The organism is Uruburuella testudinis (assembly GCF_022870865.1).
GTDB lineage: Bacteria > Pseudomonadota > Gammaproteobacteria > Burkholderiales > Neisseriaceae > Neisseria > Neisseria testudinis.
Window position 1 is genome coordinate 1,169,588 of sequence record NZ_CP091508.1, and the last position, 22,307, is coordinate 1,191,894.

At 55.1% G+C, this 22,307-nt stretch carries 18 protein-coding genes and 1 tRNA gene; 8 read left to right on the top strand and 11 right to left on the bottom strand.

What is annotated here, in order from left to right; all coding sequences use genetic code 11:
• Nucleotides 1-55: 55 nt before the first annotated feature.
• Nucleotides 56-355 (top strand): hypothetical protein, encoded by a 300-nt coding sequence (locus LVJ83_RS05460; RefSeq protein WP_244787069.1) that lies wholly within the window; start codon nt 56-58, stop codon nt 353-355.
• A gap of 738 nt (nt 356-1,093) precedes the next feature.
• Here LVJ83_RS05460 and recC read toward each other — a convergent pair.
• Together recC and waaF are read right to left on the bottom strand one after the other, a co-directional pair.
• The gene (gene recC / locus LVJ83_RS05465; protein ID WP_244787658.1) at nt 1,094-4,351 is read right to left on the bottom strand and encodes an exodeoxyribonuclease V subunit gamma; all 3,258 of its coding nucleotides are present in this window, start codon (nt 4,349-4,351) and stop codon (nt 1,094-1,096) included.
• A 446-nt stretch (nt 4,352-4,797) separates the two neighbouring features.
• Entirely contained in the window at nt 4,798-5,820 is a 1,023-nt protein-coding gene (gene waaF / locus LVJ83_RS05470; protein ID WP_244787071.1) for a lipopolysaccharide heptosyltransferase II, read from the bottom strand.
• Between the two features lie 458 nt (nt 5,821-6,278).
• Here waaF and LVJ83_RS05475 point away from each other — a divergent pair, with 458 nt between their 5' ends.
• Complete coding sequence (locus LVJ83_RS05475) at nt 6,279-8,279, top strand: BCCT family transporter (RefSeq protein WP_244787073.1); 2,001 nt, start codon at nt 6,279-6,281, stop codon at nt 8,277-8,279.
• Nucleotides 8,280-8,785: 506 nt separating this feature from the next.
• Here the strand turns inward: LVJ83_RS05475 and LVJ83_RS05480 are convergent.
• From LVJ83_RS05480 to LVJ83_RS05510, 7 genes are all read right to left on the bottom strand, one after another.
• Nucleotides 8,786-9,130, bottom strand: a complete 345-nt coding sequence (locus LVJ83_RS05480) for an MliC family protein (RefSeq protein WP_244787075.1) — start codon at nt 9,128-9,130, stop codon at nt 8,786-8,788.
• Between the two features lie 15 nt (nt 9,131-9,145).
• Entirely contained in the window at nt 9,146-9,334 is a 189-nt protein-coding gene (locus LVJ83_RS05485; RefSeq protein WP_244787077.1) for a zinc-finger domain-containing protein, read from the bottom strand.
• An 85-nt stretch (nt 9,335-9,419) separates the two neighbouring features.
• Nucleotides 9,420-10,349, bottom strand: coding sequence for a branched-chain amino acid transaminase (locus tag LVJ83_RS05490; RefSeq protein WP_244787079.1), 930 nt, complete (start codon nt 10,347-10,349; stop codon nt 9,420-9,422).
• Between the two features lie 338 nt (nt 10,350-10,687).
• Nucleotides 10,688-11,980, bottom strand: a complete 1,293-nt coding sequence (gene hisD, locus LVJ83_RS05495; RefSeq protein ID WP_244787081.1) for a histidinol dehydrogenase — start codon at nt 11,978-11,980, stop codon at nt 10,688-10,690.
• 17 nt (nt 11,981-11,997) lie between these two features.
• Nucleotides 11,998-13,170: a PIN domain-containing protein gene (locus LVJ83_RS05500; protein ID WP_244787083.1), complete on the bottom strand. Its 1,173-nt coding sequence runs from the start codon at nt 13,168-13,170 to the stop codon at nt 11,998-12,000.
• Nucleotides 13,171-13,200: 30 nt separating this feature from the next.
• On the bottom strand, nt 13,201-13,860 hold the full coding sequence (hisG, locus tag LVJ83_RS05505; protein ID WP_244787085.1) for an ATP phosphoribosyltransferase: 660 nt from the start codon (nt 13,858-13,860) through the stop codon (nt 13,201-13,203).
• Between the two features lie 63 nt (nt 13,861-13,923).
• The gene (locus tag LVJ83_RS05510) at nt 13,924-14,574 is read right to left on the bottom strand and encodes an SCO family protein (protein ID WP_244787087.1); all 651 of its coding nucleotides are present in this window, start codon (nt 14,572-14,574) and stop codon (nt 13,924-13,926) included.
• A 236-nt stretch (nt 14,575-14,810) separates the two neighbouring features.
• Here LVJ83_RS05510 and LVJ83_RS05515 point away from each other — a divergent pair.
• Nucleotides 14,811-14,895 (top strand) — tRNA-Leu (locus LVJ83_RS05515).
• A 340-nt stretch (nt 14,896-15,235) separates the two neighbouring features.
• Here LVJ83_RS05515 and LVJ83_RS05520 read toward each other — a convergent pair.
• Nucleotides 15,236-15,538, bottom strand: coding sequence for an AzlD family protein (locus tag LVJ83_RS05520; protein ID WP_244787089.1), 303 nt, complete (start codon nt 15,536-15,538; stop codon nt 15,236-15,238).
• Nucleotides 15,535-16,272 (bottom strand): AzlC family ABC transporter permease, encoded by a 738-nt coding sequence (locus LVJ83_RS05525; RefSeq protein WP_244787091.1) that lies wholly within the window; start codon nt 16,270-16,272, stop codon nt 15,535-15,537. Before LVJ83_RS05525 ends, LVJ83_RS05520 begins: the two co-directional genes overlap by 4 nt.
• Before the next feature lie 251 nt (nt 16,273-16,523).
• On the opposite strand from LVJ83_RS05525, the gene LVJ83_RS05530 reads away from it, so the two are divergent.
• The 5 genes from LVJ83_RS05530 to gloB all read left to right on the top strand — a co-directional run bounded on the left by LVJ83_RS05530 (nt 16,524) and on the right by gloB (nt 21,294).
• Nucleotides 16,524-16,700 (top strand): Lrp/AsnC ligand binding domain-containing protein, encoded by a 177-nt coding sequence (locus LVJ83_RS05530; protein ID WP_244787093.1) that lies wholly within the window; start codon nt 16,524-16,526, stop codon nt 16,698-16,700.
• A gap of 256 nt (nt 16,701-16,956) precedes the next feature.
• Nucleotides 16,957-17,631, top strand: coding sequence for a RadC family protein (gene radC / locus LVJ83_RS05535; protein ID WP_244787095.1), 675 nt, complete (start codon nt 16,957-16,959; stop codon nt 17,629-17,631).
• 713 nt (nt 17,632-18,344) lie between these two features.
• On the top strand, nt 18,345-19,634 hold the full coding sequence (gene bioA / locus LVJ83_RS05540) for an adenosylmethionine--8-amino-7-oxononanoate transaminase (protein ID WP_244787097.1): 1,290 nt from the start codon (nt 18,345-18,347) through the stop codon (nt 19,632-19,634).
• A 157-nt stretch (nt 19,635-19,791) separates the two neighbouring features.
• Entirely contained in the window at nt 19,792-20,328 is a 537-nt protein-coding gene (locus LVJ83_RS05545) for an NUDIX hydrolase (RefSeq protein ID WP_244787099.1), read from the top strand.
• Nucleotides 20,329-20,541: 213 nt separating this feature from the next.
• Complete coding sequence (gloB, locus tag LVJ83_RS05550) at nt 20,542-21,294, top strand: hydroxyacylglutathione hydrolase (protein ID WP_244787101.1); 753 nt, start codon at nt 20,542-20,544, stop codon at nt 21,292-21,294.
• The last annotated feature ends 1,013 nt before the right edge of the window (nt 21,295-22,307 follow it).

Genomic DNA, 22,307 nt, shown 5'->3' on the forward strand with positions numbered 1-22,307 from the left:
CCGCTTAAGGCCGTCTGAAAGCTTAAGTGCGGTTTAAAAGCGGCAGCCGCTGTTTTTGCCCATCATGATCCGCTTCAGACGGCCTGACCGTTATTCAAGCCTTGCGGCTTGTGCCCTCTCCCTAACCCTCTCCCACGGGAGAGGGAATTCGGTTGCTGTTGTGTTTTCGGTTGTGCGTTTTTGCCGTTGTGTGTTTTTGCCGTTGCGGTGTTTGGGTCGGCGTTTGTTTTCCCGCCAATCTTACCGCTTCAGCCGCTTGGCTCCCTCCCCCTGTGGGGGAGGGCTGGGGAGAGGGCGGCAAACCGCAGGTTTGCTTCATCGCGTATTCCGTCATCATCATTTTCAGACGGCCTGACCGTTATTCAAGCCTTGCGGCTTGTGCCCTCTCCCTAACCCTCTCCCACGGGAGAGGGAATTCGGTTGCTGTTGTGTTTGCCGTTACGCGTTTTTTGCCGTTGTGTGTTTTTGCTGTTGTGGTGTTTGGGGCGGCGTTTGATTTATCGCCAATCTTACCGCTTCAGCCGCTTGACCCCCTCCCCTGTGGGGGAGGGTTGGGGAGAGGGCGGCAAACCGCAGGTTTGTTTCATCGCGCCTTCCGTCATCATTTTCAGATGGCCTAACCATCATGCAAGCCTTGCGGCTTGTGCCCTCTCCCTAACCCTCTCCCACGGGAGAGGGAATTCGGTTGCTGTTGTGTTTGCCGTTGCGCATTTTGGTCGGCGTTTGTTTTATCACCACTCTTACCGTTTCAGCAACCTGGCTCCCTCCCCTGTGGGGGAGGGTTGGGGAGAGGGCGGCAAACCGCAGGTTTGCTTCATCGCGTATTCCGTCATCATCATTTTCAGACGGCCTGACCGTTATTCAAGCCTTGCGGCTTGTGCCCTCTCCCTAATCCTCTCCCACGGGAGAGGGAATTCGGTTGCTGTTGTGTTTGCCGTTGCGCGTTTTTTGCCGTTGTGTGTTTTTGCTGTTGCGCATTTTGGTCGGCGTTTGTTTTTCCGCCAATCTCACCGCTTCAGCAATCTGGCTCCCTCCCCAGTGGGTTGGGGAGAGGGCGGCAAACCGCAGGTTTGCTTCATTTTGCCGAGTTGTTTCAAACTTTATTGTGCGTTGGCGCATGGTCGGTTTGTGGTTGGCCGGTGTTGTCTGTGTGCAGCGAATGCAGCAGAGGCAGCAGTAAATCTTCCACGAGGTTCCAAAACAGCGGGGTGTCGATCGGTTCGTGTTCGTCGCGGCCGAATACCAGTTTGACTTCGGTATAGTCGCGCTGGCCGGTGCTTTTTTTGTTGCCGCGGTATTCGTTGCGTGCTTTTTGTTGTGCGTTTTCGCGTTTGTCGGCTGGGTTGTCGAGCAATGCTTTGGCGGTGGCTGATGAGGTTCTGGCGAAAAAGGGCAGCGGGCGGGTTTGGCCGAGGTGGAAGTAGGCCAGCCATTGTTGCAGTTGCGCCCGTGCGGATGCCTGCGGGATGGCGGGCAGGGTTTCGGTGTGGCCGGGCAGCAGCAGGTGGCTGTGGTAAGCATCGGTTTCAGGCGGCCTGACGGCGCAGAAAATCAGGTGTTGCAACTGATAGGCGAGCTCTTCGGGTGCGGAAGGTTTTTCGTTGAGAAAATAAATCAGGCCGTGCCGGTGGCGTTGGCTCAGGCTGCCGTGCAGGGTGTGGCCGCCAAGGGTGAGGGTGTAGGCATAGGGCGGCTGTGCGGGGCTGTGCAGCAGTTGGCTGTCGAGTGATTTTGCAGCGGTTTGAAACTGCTGCTGCCACAGGCGGCCGAGTTCGCCTTCGGGCAACAGGCTTTCGGCATTCAGGCGTTGCGCGGTGCGGGTGAAGTCGTGATTCAGACGGCGGGCGCGGGTGTAGGCTTCGGTGATACGGCCGTTGTGCAATGGGGCAAACGGTTCGGCGGCATCCCAGGCTTCATCGGTGTAGGGCTCGCGCCAGCTCAGGGTGTGTTGCAGCCAGCTGCGCACAGGGTTGCGCCAAAAGCGGATAAAGTCTTCTTGCCGGATTGCTGCGGTGGCGGCGGCTTCGGTGAGCGGTGCGTGGAAAAAAGTGCTGCCGGCTGCTGCGGGCCGGTTGAGTGCTGCTGCATAATCGCTGCGGCTGCTGATGAGGCCGTCTGAACGGGCAGAGGGTGCAAAATAGCGGTGTGAAAAGGCTTGCAACGGGTGTTGTTGCACCAAATCGGCGGCCAGTATGCTGCTGCGTTGCCCGCTCATGGCGGCGAGGGTGTCGATAAGCTCGCTCAGCAGGGCGGAGGGCGCCAGCTCGTCGTCGTTGCTGATGCTGCGCCCTACATAAGATAAATACAGGATTTCGCGGGCGCTGATGATGGCTTCGAGAAATAGGTAGCGGTCGTCGTCGCGGCGGGCGCGGTCGCCTTTTTGCGGGTGGCGGGCGATAAGGTCGAAGGCGGCGGCTTTGGTGTTGCGCGGAAAATTGCCGTCGTTCAGCCCCAGCAGGCAAATGACTTTAAACGGCAGGCTGCGCATCGGCACCATGCTGCAAAAGGTGATGCCGCCGCGTAAAAAGCCGGCCTGGCTCTGGCTGCTGAGAAAATGTTGCAGATGCCGGATGGCGGTGTGTTGCGGCAGGTTGCCTGCGAATGCGGCCAACTCGGCTTCTGCCTGCCATCGGGCGAGGGCTTGCTCGATTTGTTGCAGTGCGTGTTGGTCGTCGGTGCCGGGCAGGAAGAGGGCGGCCAGCAGTTTGCGCACACGCTCGCACCAGGCGCTGATATCGGCGGGCTGCTGCCAACTGTGGTAAAGCTCGGCCAAGGTGCGGATGAGGGCGCTGAAACGGCTGAATACGGCGATTTGGTTGGGGTCGCTGTGCCAGGCGCTGAGGTTTTGCCACACGGGGTTGCTGCTTTCGGGCAGCAGCCAGCCCAGCACCAGCCGTTCCAGCCCTTGCTGCCAGGTAAACAAGGTATTGGCGGCGCCGTGGCGGCGGCGCATGTCGCCGTCGAGCCCCCAATGTATGTTGAGTGCGGCTATGGTGTCGTGCAAAAGCGGCAGGTCTTCGCGGCTCAGTTCAAAGCGTGCCAGCACCAAATCGCTGTCGAGCAGGGGCAGCAGCCGGTCGACTTCAAAACGGCTTTCCAACAGCTCCAGTGTTTGTTCGAGCGCGTATAAAAGCGGCTGGCGGCGGCTGAGTTTGACGTCGGAAACAGAATACGGCAAAGCCTGTGCGCCGCCTTGAGCCTGCCCGAACACGGCTTCGATATAGGGGCTGTAAGGCTCGATATTGGGGGTGAGGACGGCGATATCGTGCGGCTGCCAATCGGGGTGTTCGGCCAATATGGCGAGCAGTTGGTCTTTCAATATCTGCAATTCGCGCAGGGGGCTGTGGGCGGCATGAATGCGGATGGAGCCGTCGTGCAGCAGGGCACTTTGTGCGGCATCGGGCAGGGAAAGGGTTTGAATGTCGTGTTGCAGCCGTTTCAATAATGAGGCCGTCTGAAGCGGCTCGCTGAAATAGCTGTGTTCTTCGGTAATCGGCGCTTCGGCCAACGCATCGAAAAAATCGCGCCCTTGTTTGCCCAACGAAGCCAGCAGCGGGTGGCCGCTCTGGCTGAGGTCGATATCGTCGCTGCTGTTTAAAATCTGCGCCGCTTCAATTACGTTGCCCCAATATTCGCTGCTGGGATTGAGCGCAAAAATGTGCACGTCGCAATGCTCGGCAACGGCTTGCAGCAATTGCAGATACATCGGCGCCAGGGTGGCGATGCCGAACACAAACAAACGCTCGGGCAGCTTGTCGGCGCTGAGTGCGTCAAGCAGCTGCTGCCACATGGCGACACGGTGCAGGGCGTGGCCGCTGCCGTCGTCGAGAAAGCGCCACAATGCGGCTTGCCAGATTTCATCATCCCCCAAGCCGATGAGCTGCCCTTGCTGCCAGGCCGTAATCCATTGCGGCCGGTAAACCAGGTATTGGTCGAAAATATCGGCCAGTTGCCCCGAAAGCTGATAAGCCGCCGATTCGCTGCTGTTCAGATAGCTTTGCAGGGCGGTATGGGCGGTGCGGTATTCAGAGGCCGTCTGAAAGGCTTCGCTTTGAAACAGACCCAGCAGCCGCCAGCGCATCACTTCGGGCGCAAACGGGCTCAGCTCGGGAATGCCGGGCAGGCACTCGCGCATCAGCCGCCAAGTCAGCCCGGCCGGCAGGCTGAATTTGAGATTGGCCGCCACGCCCAATTCACGCGCCAGATAAGTGTTTAAATAACGGCGCATGCCTTGGCTCTGCACCACGATTTCTTCAGGTGCCAAGGGGTTTTCAAGCGGCATCAGCTGTTGCAGCCCGGCGAAGACACGGGCAAGATTTTCCAAGCGGTCGGATTGGTGCAGATAGAGCATAATCGGCAATAGGGTGATGGCAGACAAACCATTATCCAACATTACAGGCCGTCTGAAAACGAGCGCAGCGAGTTTCTGCGGAGTTAAAACGAGCGCAGCGAGTTTCTGCGGAGTTAAAACGAGCGTAGTGAGTTTCTGCGAAGCTAAAACGGGCGCAGCGGGTTTCTGCGAAGCTAAAACGGGCGCAGCGGGTTTCTGCGAAGCTAAAACGAGCGCAGCGGGTTTCTGCGGGGTGATGGCGGGCTTTCAATACATTGACTACAGGCAGGCGGGCGGCGATAGTCAGTGCGCACGGTATCGTAACACTCCAATACATGTATCAAACTCCAATACATGTATCACAAGGAGCAAATAAAGAGGGTGTGCAAGTGCAGCATATCAGTTTGATAATGTCATAGAAAGGCCGTCTGAATGCGTTTCAGACGGCCTCGGTATTTTTGATGCCGTTAATGGTTGTGAGTCGGAATGCTTTGTGCGGCGGCGGCCACTTGCTCCGGCATCAATTTGTTCAAACAATCGGTATGGCCGAGCGGGCATTCGCGCTTGAAGCAGGGCGAGCAGTTTAGATGCAGGCTGACGATTTTGGCGCGGCGGCTCAGCGGCGGGGTGTGGTCGGGGCTGGAGGAGCCGTATACCGCCACCAGCTTGCGGCCGAGTGCGGCGGCCAGGTGCATCAGGCCGCTGTCGTTGCAAACTACGGTGTCGGCGCAGGCCAATAAATCGATGGCTTCGGAAAGGCTGGTTTTGCCGCATAAATTGGTGCAGAGGCCGTCTGAAAGGGTGTTGATTTCTTCGGCAATGTCGAAATCTTTTTGTGAGCCGAACAGCCATATCTGCCAGCCTTGCGCGGCATAGCGGCGGGCGAGTTCGGCGAAGTGGCGTGCCGGCCAGCGCTTGGCGGGGCCGTATTCGGCGCCGGGGCAGAAGGCGAGCACGGGTTTGCCGGTGTTTAAGCCGTGCCGGGCAAGTGCGGCGGCTTGGCTGTGCGGGTCGATTTGAAAGCGCGGATTGTCGGAATGGCCGTTGAAATCGGCTTGGGTGGGGTGGGCCAGCGCGGTGTAGCGGTCAACCATCAAGGGCAGCGCGGTTTTGTCGAGCTTGCGGATGTCGTTGAGCAAAAGGTAGCGCGATTCGCCGACATAGCCGGTGCGCTGTTTGATGCCGGTGGCGGCGGCAATCAGGGCGGATTTGAGCGAGCCGGGCAACACAATCACTTGGTCGTAGCCGCGTTTGCCGAGCATGCGGCCGGTTTGCCAGCGCTTTTTCAAATCCAGCGCGCCGTGGCCGAACGGGTTTTCGATGATGTTATTCACTTCGGGCATGCGCTCAAATACGGCCATCGACCATTTGGGGGCGAATATGTCGATGGTGCAGCCCGGATGCAGCGCGTGCAGGCGGCGGTAGAGCGGCTGGGTCATCACGCAGTCGCCAATCCAGCTGGGGGAGATAATGAGGATTTTTTTCGGCATGGTTAGGCAGATATTTTGATTTGAGTGGGTATTTTAACGCAAATCGCCAAGATGCCCTACAGGCCGTCTGAATCAATTATGTCGATTTGCAAAAGTCAGCGAACAAGGCGGCGAGTCGAGTTAATGCAGTTAGTTTATTTTTGTGAATGGGTATCAGGCCGTCTGAAATTTTTTCAGACGGCCTGATTGATATGGTTGGGCAGATATTGATGGGCGCATTCAGACGGCCTGTGGCGGCAGATGATCTGTGGTAAATATCAAATCACGGAACGAGGTTGCTCGTGAAATTATATTCCAATTAAAGTGGAATATTAAAATATTAATTTAAATTTTCGATAAATTAAATGGATTTTTTGATAAAAGGTTTTGTTGAAATTATTTTTTTGTTAAGGTAAAAAAGCCTTTACGGGTGTCGGGGCCGCCTGCGGCTGTTTGCGAACCAGAAAAGAAAGAGGCTTATGTCTGAACAAAATTCATTTGCGCAAGAATCGGCGCGGGCGAAAAGTAATATCAACCCGCCGGTGTTTTACAGCGCGGCCATCATTATTGTGGCGATTATGCTGTTTGCCGTTATTTTGCCGGAATTGGCGGATAGCACATTTAAATCGGTACAGGCGGCGATTGTGGAAAACGCCAGTTGGTATTATGTGCTCACGGTGGGCATTATTTTGCTGACGTGCGTGTTTTTGGGCGTGTCGCGCTATGGCAATATCAAATTGGGGCCCGATCATTCGCGGCCGGATTATAAAAATATTTCTTGGTTTGCGATGCTGTTTTCTGCCGGCATGGGCATCGGTTTGATGTTTTTCGGTGTGGCCGAGCCGGTGATGCATTTTCTGACCCCGCCGCACGGTGACGGCGGCACAGTGGGCGCGGCGCGCGAAGCTATGCGGCTGACGTTTTTCCACTGGGGGCTGCATGCTTGGGCGGTGTATGCGATTGTTGCTCTGATTCTGGCTTTTTTCTCTTACCGGCACAATCTGCCGCTCACGCTGCGTTCGGCGCTTTATCCTTTAATCGGCGATAAAATTTACGGCCCCATCGGCCATGCGGTGGATGTGTTTGCGGTGGTGGGCACGCTGTTTGGCTTGGCCACTTCGCTGGGCTACGGTGCTTTGCAGGTGAATGCGGGTATCAACCATTTGTTTCCGGCGGTGCCGGTGGGCACGCTCAGCCAGGTGGTGCTGATTATCGCGATTACGGCGCTGGCCACCATTTCGGTGGTGAGCGGGTTGGATCGCGGTGTGAAAATGCTGTCAGAATTGAATATCGGTTTGGCGGTGGTGTTGCTGCTGTTTGTGCTGCTGGCCGGCTCGACGGTGTTTTTGTTGCAGGCTTTTGTGCAAAACGTGGGCTATTATTTGTCTAGCATTGTGAATATGACGTTTAATCTGTTTGCCTACGAAAAAACCGATTGGTTCGGTGGTTGGACGATTCTTTATTGGGGTTGGTGGGTGAGCTGGGCGCCGTTTGTCGGCCTGTTTATCGCCCGTGTGTCGCGCGGGCGCACCATTCGCGAATTTATCACCGGCGTGTTGCTGGTGCCGGCGGGCTTCACGTTTATGTGGATGACGTTTTTCGGCAATTCGGCGATTGAGATGATTTTGAACCAAGGCATTGTATCGTTGGGCGAAGTGGTGTCGCAAGATGTGTCGCTGGCCTTGTTTGCCTTTTTGGAGCAGCTGCCGTTTGCCACCGTTTTCACTTATGTGGCGCTGCTGATGATTGTGGTGTTTTTTGTGACTTCCGCCGATTCGGGCGCGCTGGTGATGGACATGCTCTGCGCTTATGGCGAGGGCAGCACCGGTGTCGGCTACCGCATTTTTTGGGCGGCCGGTGCGGGTGCGGCAGCGATTGCGCTGCTGCTGGCCGGTGGTTTGGGCGCATTGCAAACGATGGCAATCGCCAGCGCGCTACCGTTTGTTACGGTGTTGATGGTTGCCATTTACGGTTTGTTTAAGGCCTTGAATATCGATGCGCAAAAGCAGGAAGTGTTGCAGCTGGGGCTGACCACGCCGCTGCCGGCGCAAGGCAGCGGTGCTTGGCGCGAGCGTTTGCAGGTGATTATGGATTTTCCCAACCGTGAAGTGGTGCAGCGTTTTGTTGACCGCACGGTGAAAAAAGCCTGTGAGGAAGTGGCCGAAGAATTGCGCAACAGCGGTTTGAATGCCGAAGTGAGCGCTCCTGAAAGCGGTCAAGTGGTGCTGAGCGTGCATCAGGGTGAGGAAATCGACTTCACTTATCAGGTGGTGGCCACCGGCCACATTCAGCCTGAATTTGCGCAAAGCAATACCAGCACGCAGGAAGCGGACGAAGCACAAAAATATTACCGCGCCGAAGTGCATTTGGGCGAAGGTGGTCAGGATTACGATATTATGGGCTGGAGCCGTGAGGGGGTGATTAACGACATCATCAGCCAATATCACAAACATCTGCATTTTTTACACAGTTTGCGTTGAGCGGATGTGTAAAAACGGGCAGGCCGAATCAATCGGTTTGCCCGTTTTTTTGTTTTCAGACGGCCGGAAACCTTTGCAAAACCCTAGATTTGAGTATAGTTCGAAATTAGAATAGTGCAGAAAGCGCATATATATCATGGGGATAGGTAAGATTTCGAGCGGCGAATAACGAAGAAATGTGCCAAAGATAGGGATTTTGCAAAAGTCTCGGCCTTACACATAATCATTTAAGCTGCTTGATTCGTTATTCCTGCTCAAGCCGGAATGTCCTTTTATATAAGTTGATTTGCAATCAATGGGTTGAATTGTTGTGGATAGATTCCGGTTTGTGCAGGAATGATTAGCTTTCGGGTTGTTTCCAAACTAAAATTTATTTTGCAAAAGCCTCAAGCTTTTGTTTGAATGATTGCCAATAATGGGTTTGCGCTCATTCTGCGTATTATGTATCAGGCCGTCTGAAAGTGTTTTCAGACGGCCTGATACGTAAAGCAAAGAAACACGCGTGTTTAATCGGTTTCCAGATATTGCGTTTGCTTGCCCTTGCGGGTGAGCGTGGCGGCGTTGTCCTGCACATGCCAGCGGGTGGTGGCGTTGCTGTATTCGGCACCTTGCGCCCATGCGCTGGCCTGAGTGAGGGTTTCTACCGTGCTGCCTTGGTGCAGCTCGACAGTCAGCGGGCTGTTGCTGTTGATATACACGGCTCTGATGCGGCTGTTGCCTTTGGCGGCGCGGTAGTCGATGGTGTAGGTTTGGGTAGCGGCCACGATGGGGGCGGGCGCTTCGGGGCGCACGGCTTTTTGCGAACCGCAGGCGGTGCAGGCGAAAATCAGCAGTAGGGCGATGGGTTTCATGCGGATCCCTCGGGCTCAGTGGTGGCCGGCTTCGCCTTCGAGTTTGTAAACCGCGCCGCAATAGGGGCATTCGATGCTGCTGTTGGACTGTATCGGCAGAAATACGCGCGGATGGCCGTTCCAGGCTTGGTTTTGCGGGCCTGAGCAGTGCAGCGGCAGATCATGGGGCGTAATCACGATGGTTTCTTGGTTCAGTTCGCTCATGGTTTTATCCTTGTGTTGATGTGTTGCAAGAGGCCGTCTGAAAGCGGAGGGATATCAGACGGCCTGATGGGGCTAATCAATAGGCTTATTTTACGTAAGTGAGCCAATGGCGGTATTGCGGGTTTTTGCCTTGCACGATATCGAAAAAGCGTTGTTGGATTTCGGCGGTTATCGGCCCGCGTTCGCCGATGCCGATTTCGCGGTTGTCGATTTCGCGGATGGGGGTAACTTCGGCGGCGGTGCCGGTGAAAAATACTTCGTCGGCAATATACAGCTCATCGCGGGTGATGCGTTTTTCAAACACTTCCAGCCCCATTTCTTTGGCAATCGCAATCACGGTGCGGCGGGTAATGCCGTCGAGGGCGACGTCGAGCGCGGGGGTGTAGAGTGCGCCGTCTTTGACCGCAAAAATGTTTTCGCCCGAGCCTTCGGCCACGTAGCCTTGTGCATCCAGCAAAATGGCTTCATCGTAGCCGCCTTGGTGGGCTTCGCTGTTGGCCATGATGGAATTCATGTAGTTGCCGTTGGCTTTGGCTTTAATCATGGTGATGTTGGGGTGGTGGCGGGTAAACGAGCTGATTTTGCAGCGGATGCCGCGTTTGATACCCTCTTCGCCCAAGTAGGCGCCCCAAGGCCAGGCGGCCACAATCAATTGCACATCGTCTGCTTTGGGGGCGATGCCGAGTTTGGCTGAGCCGTAAAAAGCCATCGGGCGGAAGTAGCACGAATGCAGATTGTTGGCTTTCACCACGTCGATGTGCGCCTGATTGACGGCTTCTTTGCTGAAAGGCAGCGTCATGCCGGTGATTTTGGCGGAGTTAAACAGGCGGTCGGTATGCTCTTGCAGGCGGAAAATTGCCGGGCCTTCGGCGGTTTCGTAAGCGCGCACACCTTCGAATACGCCCATGCCGTAGTGCAGGGTGTGGCTGAGCACGTGGGTTTTGGCTTCGCGCCATTCGGTTAATTCGCCGTTGACCCAGATTTTACCGTCGCGGTCGTCCATTGTTAATGCCATGATTTGCTTTCTGTATTTGTCGGTCAGAGTGTTGTGTGGTGCTTTTGCGGCAAACTGCGGCGTTGTGCGCGGCTTGAAGGCGCGGCAGGGCGGATGGCTGCTGCGGTGTTTGCGGGCATAAAGCAGAAAATTGTCTGCATTATTATACTCGTTTTTTATCGGGCTGCACTGCTTTGCCGCAGTTTATTGAAAGGCCGTCTGAATGGTTTCAGACGGCCTCAGCGCTTCTTGAGCATGGGTTAATCATCACCTTGATGCACGCAGCGGATATGTTTTCAGAGGCACAAAGCACCCGTTAACCGCATGGAATGCCCCAAAAAAACGGCGGCGGGCGGTTGTTAATCTTTCAAACGGAATTCCGCTGCGCGGGCGTGGGCGGTGAGCATTTCGCCGTGTGCCAGTGTGCTGGCGATTTTGCCGAGTGTTTGCGCGCCTTGCTCCGATACTTGAATCAGGCTGGAGCGTTTTTGGAAATCGTAAGTGCCCAAGGGGGAGGAGAAACGGGCGGTGCGGCTGGTGGGCAAAACGTGGTTGGGGCCGGCGCAGTAGTCGCCGAGGCTTTCGCTGGTGTATCGGCCCATGAAAATGGCGCCGGCATGGCGGATTTTTGGCGACCATGCTTGCGGGTTTTCAACGGAAAGTTCCAGATGTTCGGGTGCGATATAGTTGGCGATTTCGCAGGCTTCGTCTAAATTTTCGGCCAGAATCATGGCGCCGCGGTTGCCGAGTGAGGCTTCGATGATGGCGCGGCGCGGCATTTCTTCAATCAGTTGGTTCATGGCCGTCTGAACCTCGTCAAGATATGGCTGCGAGGTGCCGATTAAAATGGCTTGGGCGATTTCATCGTGTTCGGCCTGGCTGAACAAATCCATCGCCACCCATTCGGCGGGGGTGCTGCCGTCGGCAATCACCAGGATTTCAGAGGGGCCGGCCACCATGTCGATGCCGACCACGCCGAACACGCGGCGTTTGGCGGCGGCAACAAAGGCGTTGCCGGGGCCGGTGATTTTGTCTACCTGCGGCACGGTTTCGGTGCCGTAAGCCAGCGCGGCCACGGCTTGCGCACCGCCGATGGTAAAAACGCTGGTTACGCCGGCTACGTAGGCGGCGGCCAATACGATGTCGTTGCGCTCGCCGTTGGGCGTGGGCACAACCATGATGATTTCTTGTACGCCGGCCACGTGCGCGGGCATGGCGTTCATAATCACTGAGCTGGGATAAGCTGCTTTGCCGCCGGGCACATAAATGCCTACCCGGTCGAGCGCAGTGATTTGCTGGCCGAGCAGCGTGCCGTCTTCATCGGTGTAGCACCACGATTCCATTTTTTGGCGCCGGTGGTAGCTTTCTACCCGGGCGGCGGCTTGCTTTAAGGCCGTCTGAACGTTTTCGGGCAGGCGCTCGAATGCGGCTTTGAGGTCTGCCTGCGAAAGAGTGAGGTCGGCCATGTTTTGGGCGGATGTGCCGTCAAAGCGGTTGCTGTATTCGATGACGGCCGCATCGCCGCGCTTTTGTACATCGGCGCAGATGTCGGCCACAATTTGATCGATTTTTGGGTCTTGTGCGGTTTCAAAAGCCAGCAGTGCTTTGAGCTCGCTCTGGAAATTGTCGGAACGGGTGTTGAGCTTTTTCATGGTTGTTCTCTGGGTAGTTAAAAAGTGTATCGGATGCGGTTGCCGTCGAGGTGAATGATGCCGTGCGCCTGCAATTCGTCAAACACGACGGCGGCTTCTCCGGCTTCTGTGCGCAGCCAGGATGCAATCGAATTTTGCAGGCTGCGGCTGCTGATGGGGCGGTTGCGGCTGATTTTTTGTAAAACGGCCAGCGTTTTTTGTGCGGCATCGGAAAGCGTTGCGCTGGCTTTCGGGCGCCGGTTTGCCGGTGCTGCTTGAGTTGGCGGTAAAACGGTTTCAGACGGCATGATTTCGGCATCGATGATGTCGGCTTCGGCAATCTCGTCGGGGTAGCTGATTTTATTGTTGTTGAAAATAAAAATGCGTTGTTGCGCCAGCTTGGCGGCGGTTTGCTCGCTGTTGCCGGTGTCGGTGTCTTGGCCGCTGCCGGCAAAGCTTTGGATAACGTTATAAAGCGCCGTGCGGCTGCGTGGGCGCAGTGCCAGAATGCGTTTGATCAGACGTTGGTCGAAATCTTTGCTGCTGAAGTGATAGTGCAGGTTGTGGCCGGCATCTGCGCTGATAAAGCCTTGCAGCAGCAGTTTGGCGGCGATTTTTTCCACACTTTGCAAGCGCTCGTTTTTGCGGTGTGTTTTCAATTCGCTTTTCAGCAGCTTGCGCAAGGTTTTCAGCAGCTTTTCATAGTTGCCGGGCAGGGGCGGTTCTGCTTGGCTGAAATAGGCCACGGCTTTTTTGAAACCGTTGCGGATTAAAGCATTGTCGGTTTGGGGCAGGGGCTGAGGTGCTGTTTGGGCGGCATTGTTTTTGCCGTTGCCGAGCATTTTGACTGATTTTCCGCTCAATTCTTTTACCCGCACGATTTGCTCGGCCATCTTACGGTTGTCGATATGTTCGACCAGCGGGTCGAAGCCGCCGTCTTTGGAAAGAATGCAGATTTGCGCATCGGGATCGGTTTGGGTGATGCGGCCCATGTAAAAGGCCAGGTAAAAATCCAGCGCGTTTTTGCCGGTTTTTTCCAGGCGCACGAAATGCACGTTTTTACCGAAGCGCAATAAGGATTCGCATAAATCGATCGGGATGCTTTTTTGTTGGTGCAAACCGAGAAACAGCCAGATTTGGCAATCATCATCGCTGATTTTATTCAAATCGGCAGGTTGGGTGTTTTCAAAATCAATTAATAAATGTTTCATCGGTTTGCTCGCTTTTTCAGACGGCCTCGCTCAAGCTTCTGCGCCTACTGCGCCGGCAAAGGCATCGATAATCGGCTGGAGTAGGGCGTATTTGACTTTCAGCGCGGCTTTGTTGACCACCAGGCGGCTGGAAATATCGGCAATATGCTCCACTGCTTCAAGGTTGTTGGCCTTTAAAGTGCCGCCGGTTGATACTAAGTCGACAATGGCATCGGAAAGCCCGACCAAGGGCGCCAGCTCCATCGAGCCGTAAAGCTTGATGATGTCTACGTGCACGCCTTTGCCGGCAAAGTGTTCGGCGGCAATATCGGGGTATTTGGTGGCCACGCGCAGGCGGCGGCCGGGCTGCGAGGCGGCTGTGTAATCAAAGCCTTTTTGCACCGCTACCATCATGCGGCATTTGGCAATTTGCAGATCAAGCGGCTGGTAAAGGCCGTCGCCGCCGTGTTCGGTGAGCACGTCTTTGCCGGCGATGCCGAAATCGGCCGCGCCGTATTGCACATAAGTGGGCACGTCGGTGGCGCGTACAATCACCAGCCGGATATTGGGCAGATTGGTGCCGATAATCAGTTTGCGCGAGCTGCCCGGCTCTTCGGCAGGTGTAATGCCAGCAGCGGCCAGCAGCGGCAGTGTTTCGTCAAAAATACGCCCTTTGGAAAGGGCAATGGTCAGATGATTGTTGTCAGACATGGTTTTCTCTTGATGAGGCCGTCTGAAAACGTTTCAGACGGCCTGATGAAACGGTGAAGATGCTTATTGTAGCAAAATCTTGATATCATCGGCGATTTGTGCGGCGGTGCTGCCGTAAGGCGCAAATACCGCCACTTCGCCGGCTTTGTCGAGCAAATACGCACCGGCCGTGTGGTCAACCAGATAAACCGTGTCAGATTGCTGCCCCGCTTTGGCCGACACTACCCGGTATTGCTGCTTGATCACCGGCAGGCTTTGGCCTTCGGTAACAGTCAGACCGATAAAATCAGGGTTGAATTGTTTGGCATATTTGCCGATTAATTCGGGCGTGTCGCGCTCGGGGTCGACACTGGCAAAAACCACCGCCACATCTTTGGCCTGATCGCCCAATTGTTTTAACGCATCGCTATAAGTCAGCAGCTCGGTGGGGCAGACATCGGGGCAGTGGGTGTAGCCGAAAGACAAAACCACCACTTTGCCTTTTAAGCTGCTCAGGCTGAAAGGCTTGCCCTCGCCGTCGGTCATGGTGAAATCGCCGCCGATGTCTTCTTTGCGCATATCAGTGCCGTGGAAACCGGCCGAGGCGGCCGCGCCTGAAGAATCGGCAGAAGCCGGCGCAGAAGCTGCCGGTGCGGCGGATTGTTGCGGCTGGCAGGCGGCCAGCAGCGCTAAAGCCAGCGCAGGCGCCATCAAGCGGCGTGAGATAGGATTCATGTTATTTACTCCTGATAGGAAATACGCTTATCTTAACGTGTTTGCCGGTTTTGATGTAGGGGTTTCGGCAGTTTTTGCACCGAACTTGATTTAGGCGAAATCCGCCGCACAGGCCGTCTGAAACCGAGTTGAAATTAATATTTATTATTTTCAATTGTTTAATAAAAATGTAATAAAATATGACGATGTGCGCTTTACAAGAAAAAATTTGCCGCTATAATAGCCACTTCTTCACCGCCCAGGTGGCGAAATTGGTAGACGCAGGGGACTCAAAATCCCCCGCCGCAAGGTGTGTCGGTTCGAGTCCGACCCTGGGCACCAAATACTAAAGCGCTTGAATCTAAACGGATTCAGGCGCTTTTGCTTTTGGGTTTTATTCAATTTGATTTTTGGTTTTGTTCTACATTTTATATCTTGTTCTACATTTCGCCTGATTTGCGGCTATAAAAAATAGCCCGGATTGGGCTATTTTGTCGGCTATGCCGGTTATGTTCTGGATTGGCATTTTCATTCTAAAAATATTTTATTAATTTCTCTTTATAAAACAATTAGCTTGATTTAAATAATGCAGTTATTCAATTGCCGTTTCTATAGGCGGCTTTTTGGATTGTGTATTTTTATAAACCAGTGCCGTTTGATTGCAGTGGGCTGTATTTAAATTTTATCCTTGCATCCAATACCCTAACAAGCCGGAGGAGATCACGGCGATGAGTACGGTTGGCAGCATCGACAAGCGGCTGGAGGCCAGCAGGGTGAGCGCCAGGGCAATCAGCTCGTGCGGTTTGTCGGAAACGAAATGCGGGGCAATCACGGCAATGAGCACGCAGCCGGGCGCAGCTTCCATCACGGCGGCGGCGCGCGGGCTGAGGGTGCGGCGGCGCAGGGCGAGAAAGCCGATAAGGCGGGTGGAATAAGTGGCGGCGAGCATGCCGAGAATGGTGAGGAATGAGGCCCATGAAATCATGCTTCGGCACTCCAAAAATAGGCGGCAATCAAGCCTGCTGCCGCACCGGCCGGCACATACCACGCGCCTTCGCCCAACAGAGAAACCAGCGCCGCGACCGCCAGGCTGACCAGCCATGGCCGCGCGGCTCGAAAACCTTTCCACATTCCGCGCAACAACACCAGAAATACGGCCGGAAAAGCCATGCCGAAACCCAGCGCTTCCACATCGCCGAATGCGGGGCCGACGGCGGCGCCCAGCGCGGTAAATGCAACCCACATCACATATAGGGTCAGGCTGACACCCATATAATAAGCCAGGCTGAATGCCGGCAGACCGCGTGCTTTGCGGCGGTTGGCATCGGCAATGCCCATTGCCCAGCTTTCATCGGTCATAAAAAACAGTGCGGGCAGGGCTTTTTTCAGCGGCAGATGGCGCATATAAGGCGTTAACGCAGCGCCCATCAGGATGTGGCGGGTATTGATCATAAAAGTTACCGCGATAATCAGCAGCACGGGCAGTGGATTGCCCCACAAGCCCACGGCGGCAAATTCGGAGCCGCCGGCAAAGTTCAGGCCGGTCATCAGCGGCATTTCGAGCACACTCATGCCTTTTTGGGCGCCCTGTACACCTAAAATCAGCGCAAAGGGAATCATGCCCACCAACACCGGCAGGCAGTTTTTGATGCCGCGGTTAAATTCAGAACGGGGCGAGTCGGCCTTTGTCGGCAAGGTGTGGGCAGCGGTGGGCGGCATGGCATATTTCCTGTAAACGGGCGCTTATTATAATATCGGACGGCTAAAATCGGATTGCGTATATGCTGAAAATTTTCATCAAATAAGCATTAAAATCATTATTTCTGGAAAATCCTTGCTGCTTTGCAGCGCAACGGCAAATGGCAAAATGTGGAGCAGGCCAAACCGATAGGCTGTCGCTGTTGCCCTGTTTGAGGCGGGTAAACTGTTGGAAGAAGCGGGCATTATCGAGCGTTACCGCGCCCAAATCGATGCAGCCAAAGTGGGCAGGGGTTTGCCGTGTTTGTACGGGTGCGGGTGAAAAGCCGGGATGTGTGGCGGTGGTAGAAGGCTTTGCCGAAGCGGTGCGCGGCTTGGCGCAGGTATTGGAGTGCCATCTGATGGCGGGCGACAGCAATTTTTGTTGCGGGTGGTGGCTGCGGATTTAGACGATTACCGCTGTTTTCAGATTGAACACCTCACCCATATTCCGGGTGCAAAATATCAAAATCGGTGTTCCTCTATAGCAGGTAAAGCTGACTTCCCGGCTGCCCGGTTGCAGAACAGCCCGCCCGGTTTGCATTTCCAAGTGAATGAGATTAGGTGTTGTATTTTTGAGGCCGTCTGAATATTTTCAGACGGCATTTATTTGATATGGGTAAAATAAATGCTATGATAATTTCATTAACAATAACGGGGAACAATATGAGTATCAAGCAATGGCCGCAGGGCGAGCGGCCGCGGGAAAAACTGTTGGCACGCGGCGCGCAGGCTTTGAGCGATGCCGAATTGCTGGCAATTCTGCTGCGGGTGGGCACGCGGGGCATGAGCGCGGTGGATCTGGCGCGGCATCTGTTGGGCGAATTCGGCAGTTTGGGCAGGCTGATGAGTGCCGATGTTAGGGCGCTGTCGGCGCATAAAGGCATGGGGCTGGCGAGTTACACCCAGTTTGCGGTGGTGCGCGAAATCGGCCGCCGGGTGTTGAGCGAGGAGCTACAAGACGACACGGCATTCGGCAGCCCGCAGGCGGTGGCTGATTTTTTGCGCCTGCAATTGGGGCATGAAAAAGTAGAAGTAACGTGGGCGCTGTTTCTCAACCAGCGCAACCGCTTAATCGGCCAAAGTGAGCTCGGGCGCGGCACGGTGGCGGAAAACACGGTTTATGTCCGCGAAGTGGTCAAGCAGGCGCTCGATGCGCATGCCAGCGCCTTGATTATCGCGCACAACCATCCCGGCGGCACAGCGGAGCCTTCCGAAGCCGATATCGCATTTACCCGGCGTTTGCGCAGCGCGCTGGATTTGGTGGATGTGCGGCTGCTCGATCATTTTGTGATTACCGCGCGGCAGGCGGTATCGTTTGTGGAGCGGGGCCTGCTGTAGCTGCTAGGGTGTCCGGATAATTTGTTTATGAGGGGATTTTTGTTCCTGAAAATGCAGATGCCAGGCAAAAAACGCAGCAAGATTGGACATCTTGCGAGGCTTTTTAACGCAGCAGATGTGCTTTTAGTGCAAAAAATATGATGATGTATGAATATTAAGGATATCCTAGCTGCGTGTATCGGCAGCGGCTGCCAAACCATTCCGCAGGCCGTCTGAAAAACATTTACAAAAATAAGTAACGTGCGTTCGGGATAAGAAAATTTCAAAAAACAGCAGCTGATTGATAGTAAGGTGCTGTGTGTAAAAACAAAAAACACCAGAAGACTATATTTAAATCCATTGGCGGCAGAAAGCCGGGCAAAGATAGTTCATCGCACGGGCAGGGCATGACGGCGCAGGATTTTTATACGGGCCAAATCATCACCGAGCAAAGGGTTGCCGGACATTAAATTTTATCCGGCAGTATTTGGGTGGTGTTGCCGCACTCTGTTCCCTCCCCGTCCCAACGGGTTAGGGTAGGGGTAAAATCGTGAAGGATTTTTATCTCATGAATGATCTTAAATTATCTTATTCCGAACGCACGTTAAGTAGATAAGGCGGGGCAAGGCGGTCTGAATTATTTTGTGAATCGGAATAGGGCGCGCCGATTACCCTATGGACGGATGCGGCTTTCCGATATAATCAAGCCTTTCAGACGGCCTTTGTGTATCTCCATGCTGACCCCTCAAGATCTCGTGTTTGACCGCCGCCACATCTGGCATCCCTACACCTCTATGACTGAGCCGCTGCCGGTGTATCCTGTTGCTGAAAGCGCGGGCGTGCATCTGACCTTGGCCGACGGGCGGCGGCTGGTAGACGGCATGTCGAGCTGGTGGTGCGCGCAACACGGCTATAACCATCCCGAATTGGTGGCCGCCGCCAAAACACAGCTTGATACGCTGCCGCATGTGATGTTCGGCGGCATTACCCACGAGCCGGCGGTACGTTTGTGCCAGAGTTTGCGCACCATGCTGCCGCAGAATTTAGCGTGTATTTTTCTGGCCGACTCCGGCTCGGTGGCGGTAGAAGTGGCGCTGAAAATGGCGCTGCAATATTGGCACGGCAAAGGTGCGCCGCGCAGCAAATTTCTTACCATTTCCCGCGGCTATCACGGTGACACCTTCGGCGCCATGAGCGTGTGCGACCCCGTGAATTCGATGCACAGCCTCTACAGCCGCTTTCTGCCCGAGCATATTTTTGTGCCCGCGCCGCAAAGCCGTTTTGACGGCGAATGGCTGGAAAATGACATCACGGCTTTTCAGACGGCCTTACACACACACCGTCACGACACCGCCGCCGTGATTTTAGAACCGATTGTGCAGGGCGCCGGCGGCATGCGCGTGTATCACCCCGACTATCTGCGCCGTGTGCGGCAGCTGTGCGACCAATACGGCGTGTTGCTGATTCTCGATGAAATCGCCACCGGCTTTGGCCGCACCGGCAAGTTGTTTGCCTGCGAACATGCCGGTATAGCGCCCGATATCATGTGCATCGGCAAAGCGCTCACCGGCGGCATGATGACGCTTTCCGCCGCCGCAACCACCCGCAAAGTGGCGGCAATCATCAGCCGCAGCGAAGCCGGCGTGTTTATGCACGGCCCCACATTTATGGGCAACCCGCTGGCTTGCGCCGTGGCCGAAGCCAATATGCAGATTTTGGCGCGGGGCGAATGGCAGGCGCAAGTGGCGGCGGTTGAAGCGCATTTTCAGACGGCCCTGCGGCCGCTCTCAGCCGAGCCCAACGTGGCCGATGTGCGCATTATCGGCGCCATCGGTGTAGTGGAAACCCACAAACCCGTGAATATGGCGGCCATGCAGGCATTTTTTGTGCAAATGGGGGTGTGGATCAGGCCGTTTGGCAAATTGCTTTACCTGATGCCGCCGTATATCATTCAGGCAGATGAGCTGCAACAGCTGACCGATGCCGTGGCCGCTGCCGTCAGGCGCGATGATTTGTTTGCCTGAACATCTTGATATTTGAAAAACAGTTCAGACGGCATCGCAACGCATTCACAAAAATAGTGAGCAAGGCGGGCCAACGCGGTTAGCTTGCCTTGGTGAATGGAGATAACAGGCCGTCTGAAAGCATCAAGCAGGATAACCCACCAGGATAATAACCGACATGGATTTGACCGAAACCCAATTAAACTCCGAGCCGCTGATCGAAGGCTCGTTTCTCAACATTTACCGCGACACCATCCGCCTGCCCAACGGCCATGAAAGCGGCCGTATCGTGGTGCGCCACCCCGGTGCGGCCTGTGTGCTGGCCGTCACCGGCGAAGATGAAGTGGTCTTGGTGCGGCAATGGCGTTATGCCGTCGGCAAACCGCTGCTGGAGCTGCCGGCGGGCAAACTCGATGCCGGTGAAGACCCGGCACAATGCGCCTTGCGGGAATTGGCCGAAGAAACGCCATACACCGCCGAGCGCGTGGTGCTGCTGCACACGTTTTACACCGCCCCCGGCTTTTGCGATGAAAACATGTATCTTTACCGCGCCGAGGGCGTGCGCGCCGACAGTATGCTGAGCACCGATGAAGACGAATTTACCGAAACCGTGTTGCTCAGCCGCGAGGCCGTAAAAACCGCATTGAAAAACAACGAAATCGCCGATGCCAAAACATTGGTGGGTTTGCAGCATTGGCTGCTGGCAGATACTTGAGGCCGTCTGAAATATTGAGGCCGTCTGAAACCGGTACGGCGGTTCGGTTTGCCTGTTTTAACCGCAAACCAACGGCTATAGTGGAGTGAAGAAAGCCGTGATACAAGGCAGCAGCAACGCTGTAGCACGTGTTTATTTATGTCGCTCTATATCAGGTTCGGCGTGCCGCAGCGCATACCTTGTTTTAAGTTTGACCGCATAAAGGAAAAACACATGCCGAAAATCACACCGATTGCCGCCTTTAACGACAATTATATCTGGCTGATCGAAGCGAACGGCCGGGCCGTGTGTGTCGACCCGGGCGACGCGGAGCCGGTGTCGGCATATCTGCACCAACACAATCTGCAACTGGCGCAAATCTGGATTACCCACCATCATCACGACCACACCGGCGGCTTGGCGGCTTTGAAAGCAGCCTATCCCGATTGTATCGTGTATGGCAACAGCGATATCGCCGGCGCCACGGTTGCGGCAGGTGAGGGCGTGCAGATTGAATTTGCCGGCATGCACGCCGGGGTATGGCACACGCCGGGGCACACCGATCAGCACATCAGCTATCTTTTGCACACTTCCTCAGGCCTGCATGTATTTTGCGGCGACACCCTGTTCAGCGCCGGCTGCGGCCGTGTGTTTACCGGCACCGTTGAGCAGCTGTTTGCCAGCTTACAGCGCTATAACAGCCTGCCGCAAGACACGCTGTTTTACCCCGCCCATGAATACACCGCAGCCAATCTGCGCTTTGCCGCCCATATCGAACCCGATAATACCGATATTCAGACGGCCTTGGCGCAGGCCGCACATACGCCCACTTTACCGGTAACATTGGCGCACGAACGCCGCATCAACCCGTTTCTGCGTACTGCCGAAGCCGCCGTATACCGCCGCGTTGGCGGATTAACAGGCCGGCAGCCGGCCGATGAAACCGCCGTGTTTGCCGATTTGCGTATGCTGAAAAATCATTTTTAACCGCCATCAAACAATGCCGCTTCGGGCGCCTTTGCAAGGCGCCTTTTTCGTGTTCGGAAGCATTGCCTATAGGTTAAGGCCGTCTGAAAACGGTGAAAATGAAGTTTCAGACGGTCAAAATCATTTTAAATCAAAGGATGTCAAACCATTTGTCGAATACAAATATCCGACAAATGGTTGCTGGAAATAATAATGTTGGAATGCACGATAAAGCAAACCTGTGGTTTGCCGCCCTCTCCCCAGCCCTCCCCCACAGGGGAGGGGGCCAGGTTGCGGAAGCGGTAAGATTGGCGGGAAAACAAACGCCGGAAAAAACACACAACAGCAAAAACACCGCAACGGCAAACACAACAGCAACCGAATTCCCTCTCCCGTAGGAGAGGGTTAGGGAGAGGGCACAAGCCGCAAGGCTTGAATAACGGTCAGGCCGTCTGAAAATGATGGCGGAATGTGCGATAAAGCAAACCTGCGGTTTGCCGCCCTCTCCCCAGCCCTCCCCCACAGGGGAGGGAGCCCGGTTGCTGAAGCGGTAAGATTGGCGGGAAAACAAACGCCGACCCAAACACCGCAACGGCAAAAACACCGCAACGGCAAAAACACCGCAACGGCAAAAAACGCGTAATGGCAAACACAACAGCAACCGAATTCCCTCTCCCGAGGGAGAGGGTTAGGGAGAGGGCACAAGCCGCCAGGCTTGAATAACGGTCAGGCCGTCTGAAAATGATGGCGGAATGTGCGATAAAGCAAACCTGCGGTTTGCCGCCCTCTCCCCAACCCTCCCCCACAGGGGAGGGGGCCAGGTTGCTGAAGCGGTGAGATTAGCGGGACAAACAAACGTAGGTCAAAGCGTGCAACGGCAAAAACGTGCAACGGCAAACACAACAGCAACCGATTTCCCTCTCCCGCGGGAGAGGGTTAGGGAGAGGGCACAAGCCGCGAGGTTTGAATAACGGTTAAGGCCGTCTGAAACCCAAAAATGATTTTTTGGTAGAGCATCGGCTATCTGAATACCC

Coding starts and splice junctions, on each gene's coding strand:
- recC (WP_244787658.1), bottom strand. CDS start 4,351: ATGCTCTATCTGCACCAATCCGACCGCTTGGAAAATCTTGCCCGTGTC.
- waaF (WP_244787071.1), bottom strand. CDS start 5,820: ATGCCGAAAAAAATCCTCATTATCTCCCCCAGCTGGATTGGCGACTGC.
- LVJ83_RS05475 (WP_244787073.1), top strand. CDS start 6,279: ATGTCTGAACAAAATTCATTTGCGCAAGAATCGGCGCGGGCGAAAAGT.
- LVJ83_RS05480 (WP_244787075.1), bottom strand. CDS start 9,130: ATGAAACCCATCGCCCTACTGCTGATTTTCGCCTGCACCGCCTGCGGT.
- LVJ83_RS05485 (WP_244787077.1), bottom strand. CDS start 9,334: ATGAGCGAACTGAACCAAGAAACCATCGTGATTACGCCCCATGATCTG.
- LVJ83_RS05490 (WP_244787079.1), bottom strand. CDS start 10,349: ATGGCATTAACAATGGACGACCGCGACGGTAAAATCTGGGTCAACGGC.
- hisD (WP_244787081.1), bottom strand. CDS start 11,980: ATGAAAAAGCTCAACACCCGTTCCGACAATTTCCAGAGCGAGCTCAAA.
- LVJ83_RS05500 (WP_244787083.1), bottom strand. CDS start 13,170: ATGAAACATTTATTAATTGATTTTGAAAACACCCAACCTGCCGATTTG.
- hisG (WP_244787085.1), bottom strand. CDS start 13,860: ATGTCTGACAACAATCATCTGACCATTGCCCTTTCCAAAGGGCGTATT.
- LVJ83_RS05510 (WP_244787087.1), bottom strand. CDS start 14,574: ATGAATCCTATCTCACGCCGCTTGATGGCGCCTGCGCTGGCTTTAGCG.
- LVJ83_RS05520 (WP_244787089.1), bottom strand. CDS start 15,538: ATGATTTCATGGGCCTCATTCCTCACCATTCTCGGCATGCTCGCCGCC.
- LVJ83_RS05525 (WP_244787091.1), bottom strand. CDS start 16,272: ATGCCGCCCACCGCTGCCCACACCTTGCCGACAAAGGCCGACTCGCCC.
- LVJ83_RS05530 (WP_244787093.1), top strand. CDS start 16,524: ATGCAGCCAAAGTGGGCAGGGGTTTGCCGTGTTTGTACGGGTGCGGGT.
- radC (WP_244787095.1), top strand. CDS start 16,957: ATGAGTATCAAGCAATGGCCGCAGGGCGAGCGGCCGCGGGAAAAACTG.
- bioA (WP_244787097.1), top strand. CDS start 18,345: ATGCTGACCCCTCAAGATCTCGTGTTTGACCGCCGCCACATCTGGCAT.
- LVJ83_RS05545 (WP_244787099.1), top strand. CDS start 19,792: ATGGATTTGACCGAAACCCAATTAAACTCCGAGCCGCTGATCGAAGGC.
- gloB (WP_244787101.1), top strand. CDS start 20,542: ATGCCGAAAATCACACCGATTGCCGCCTTTAACGACAATTATATCTGG.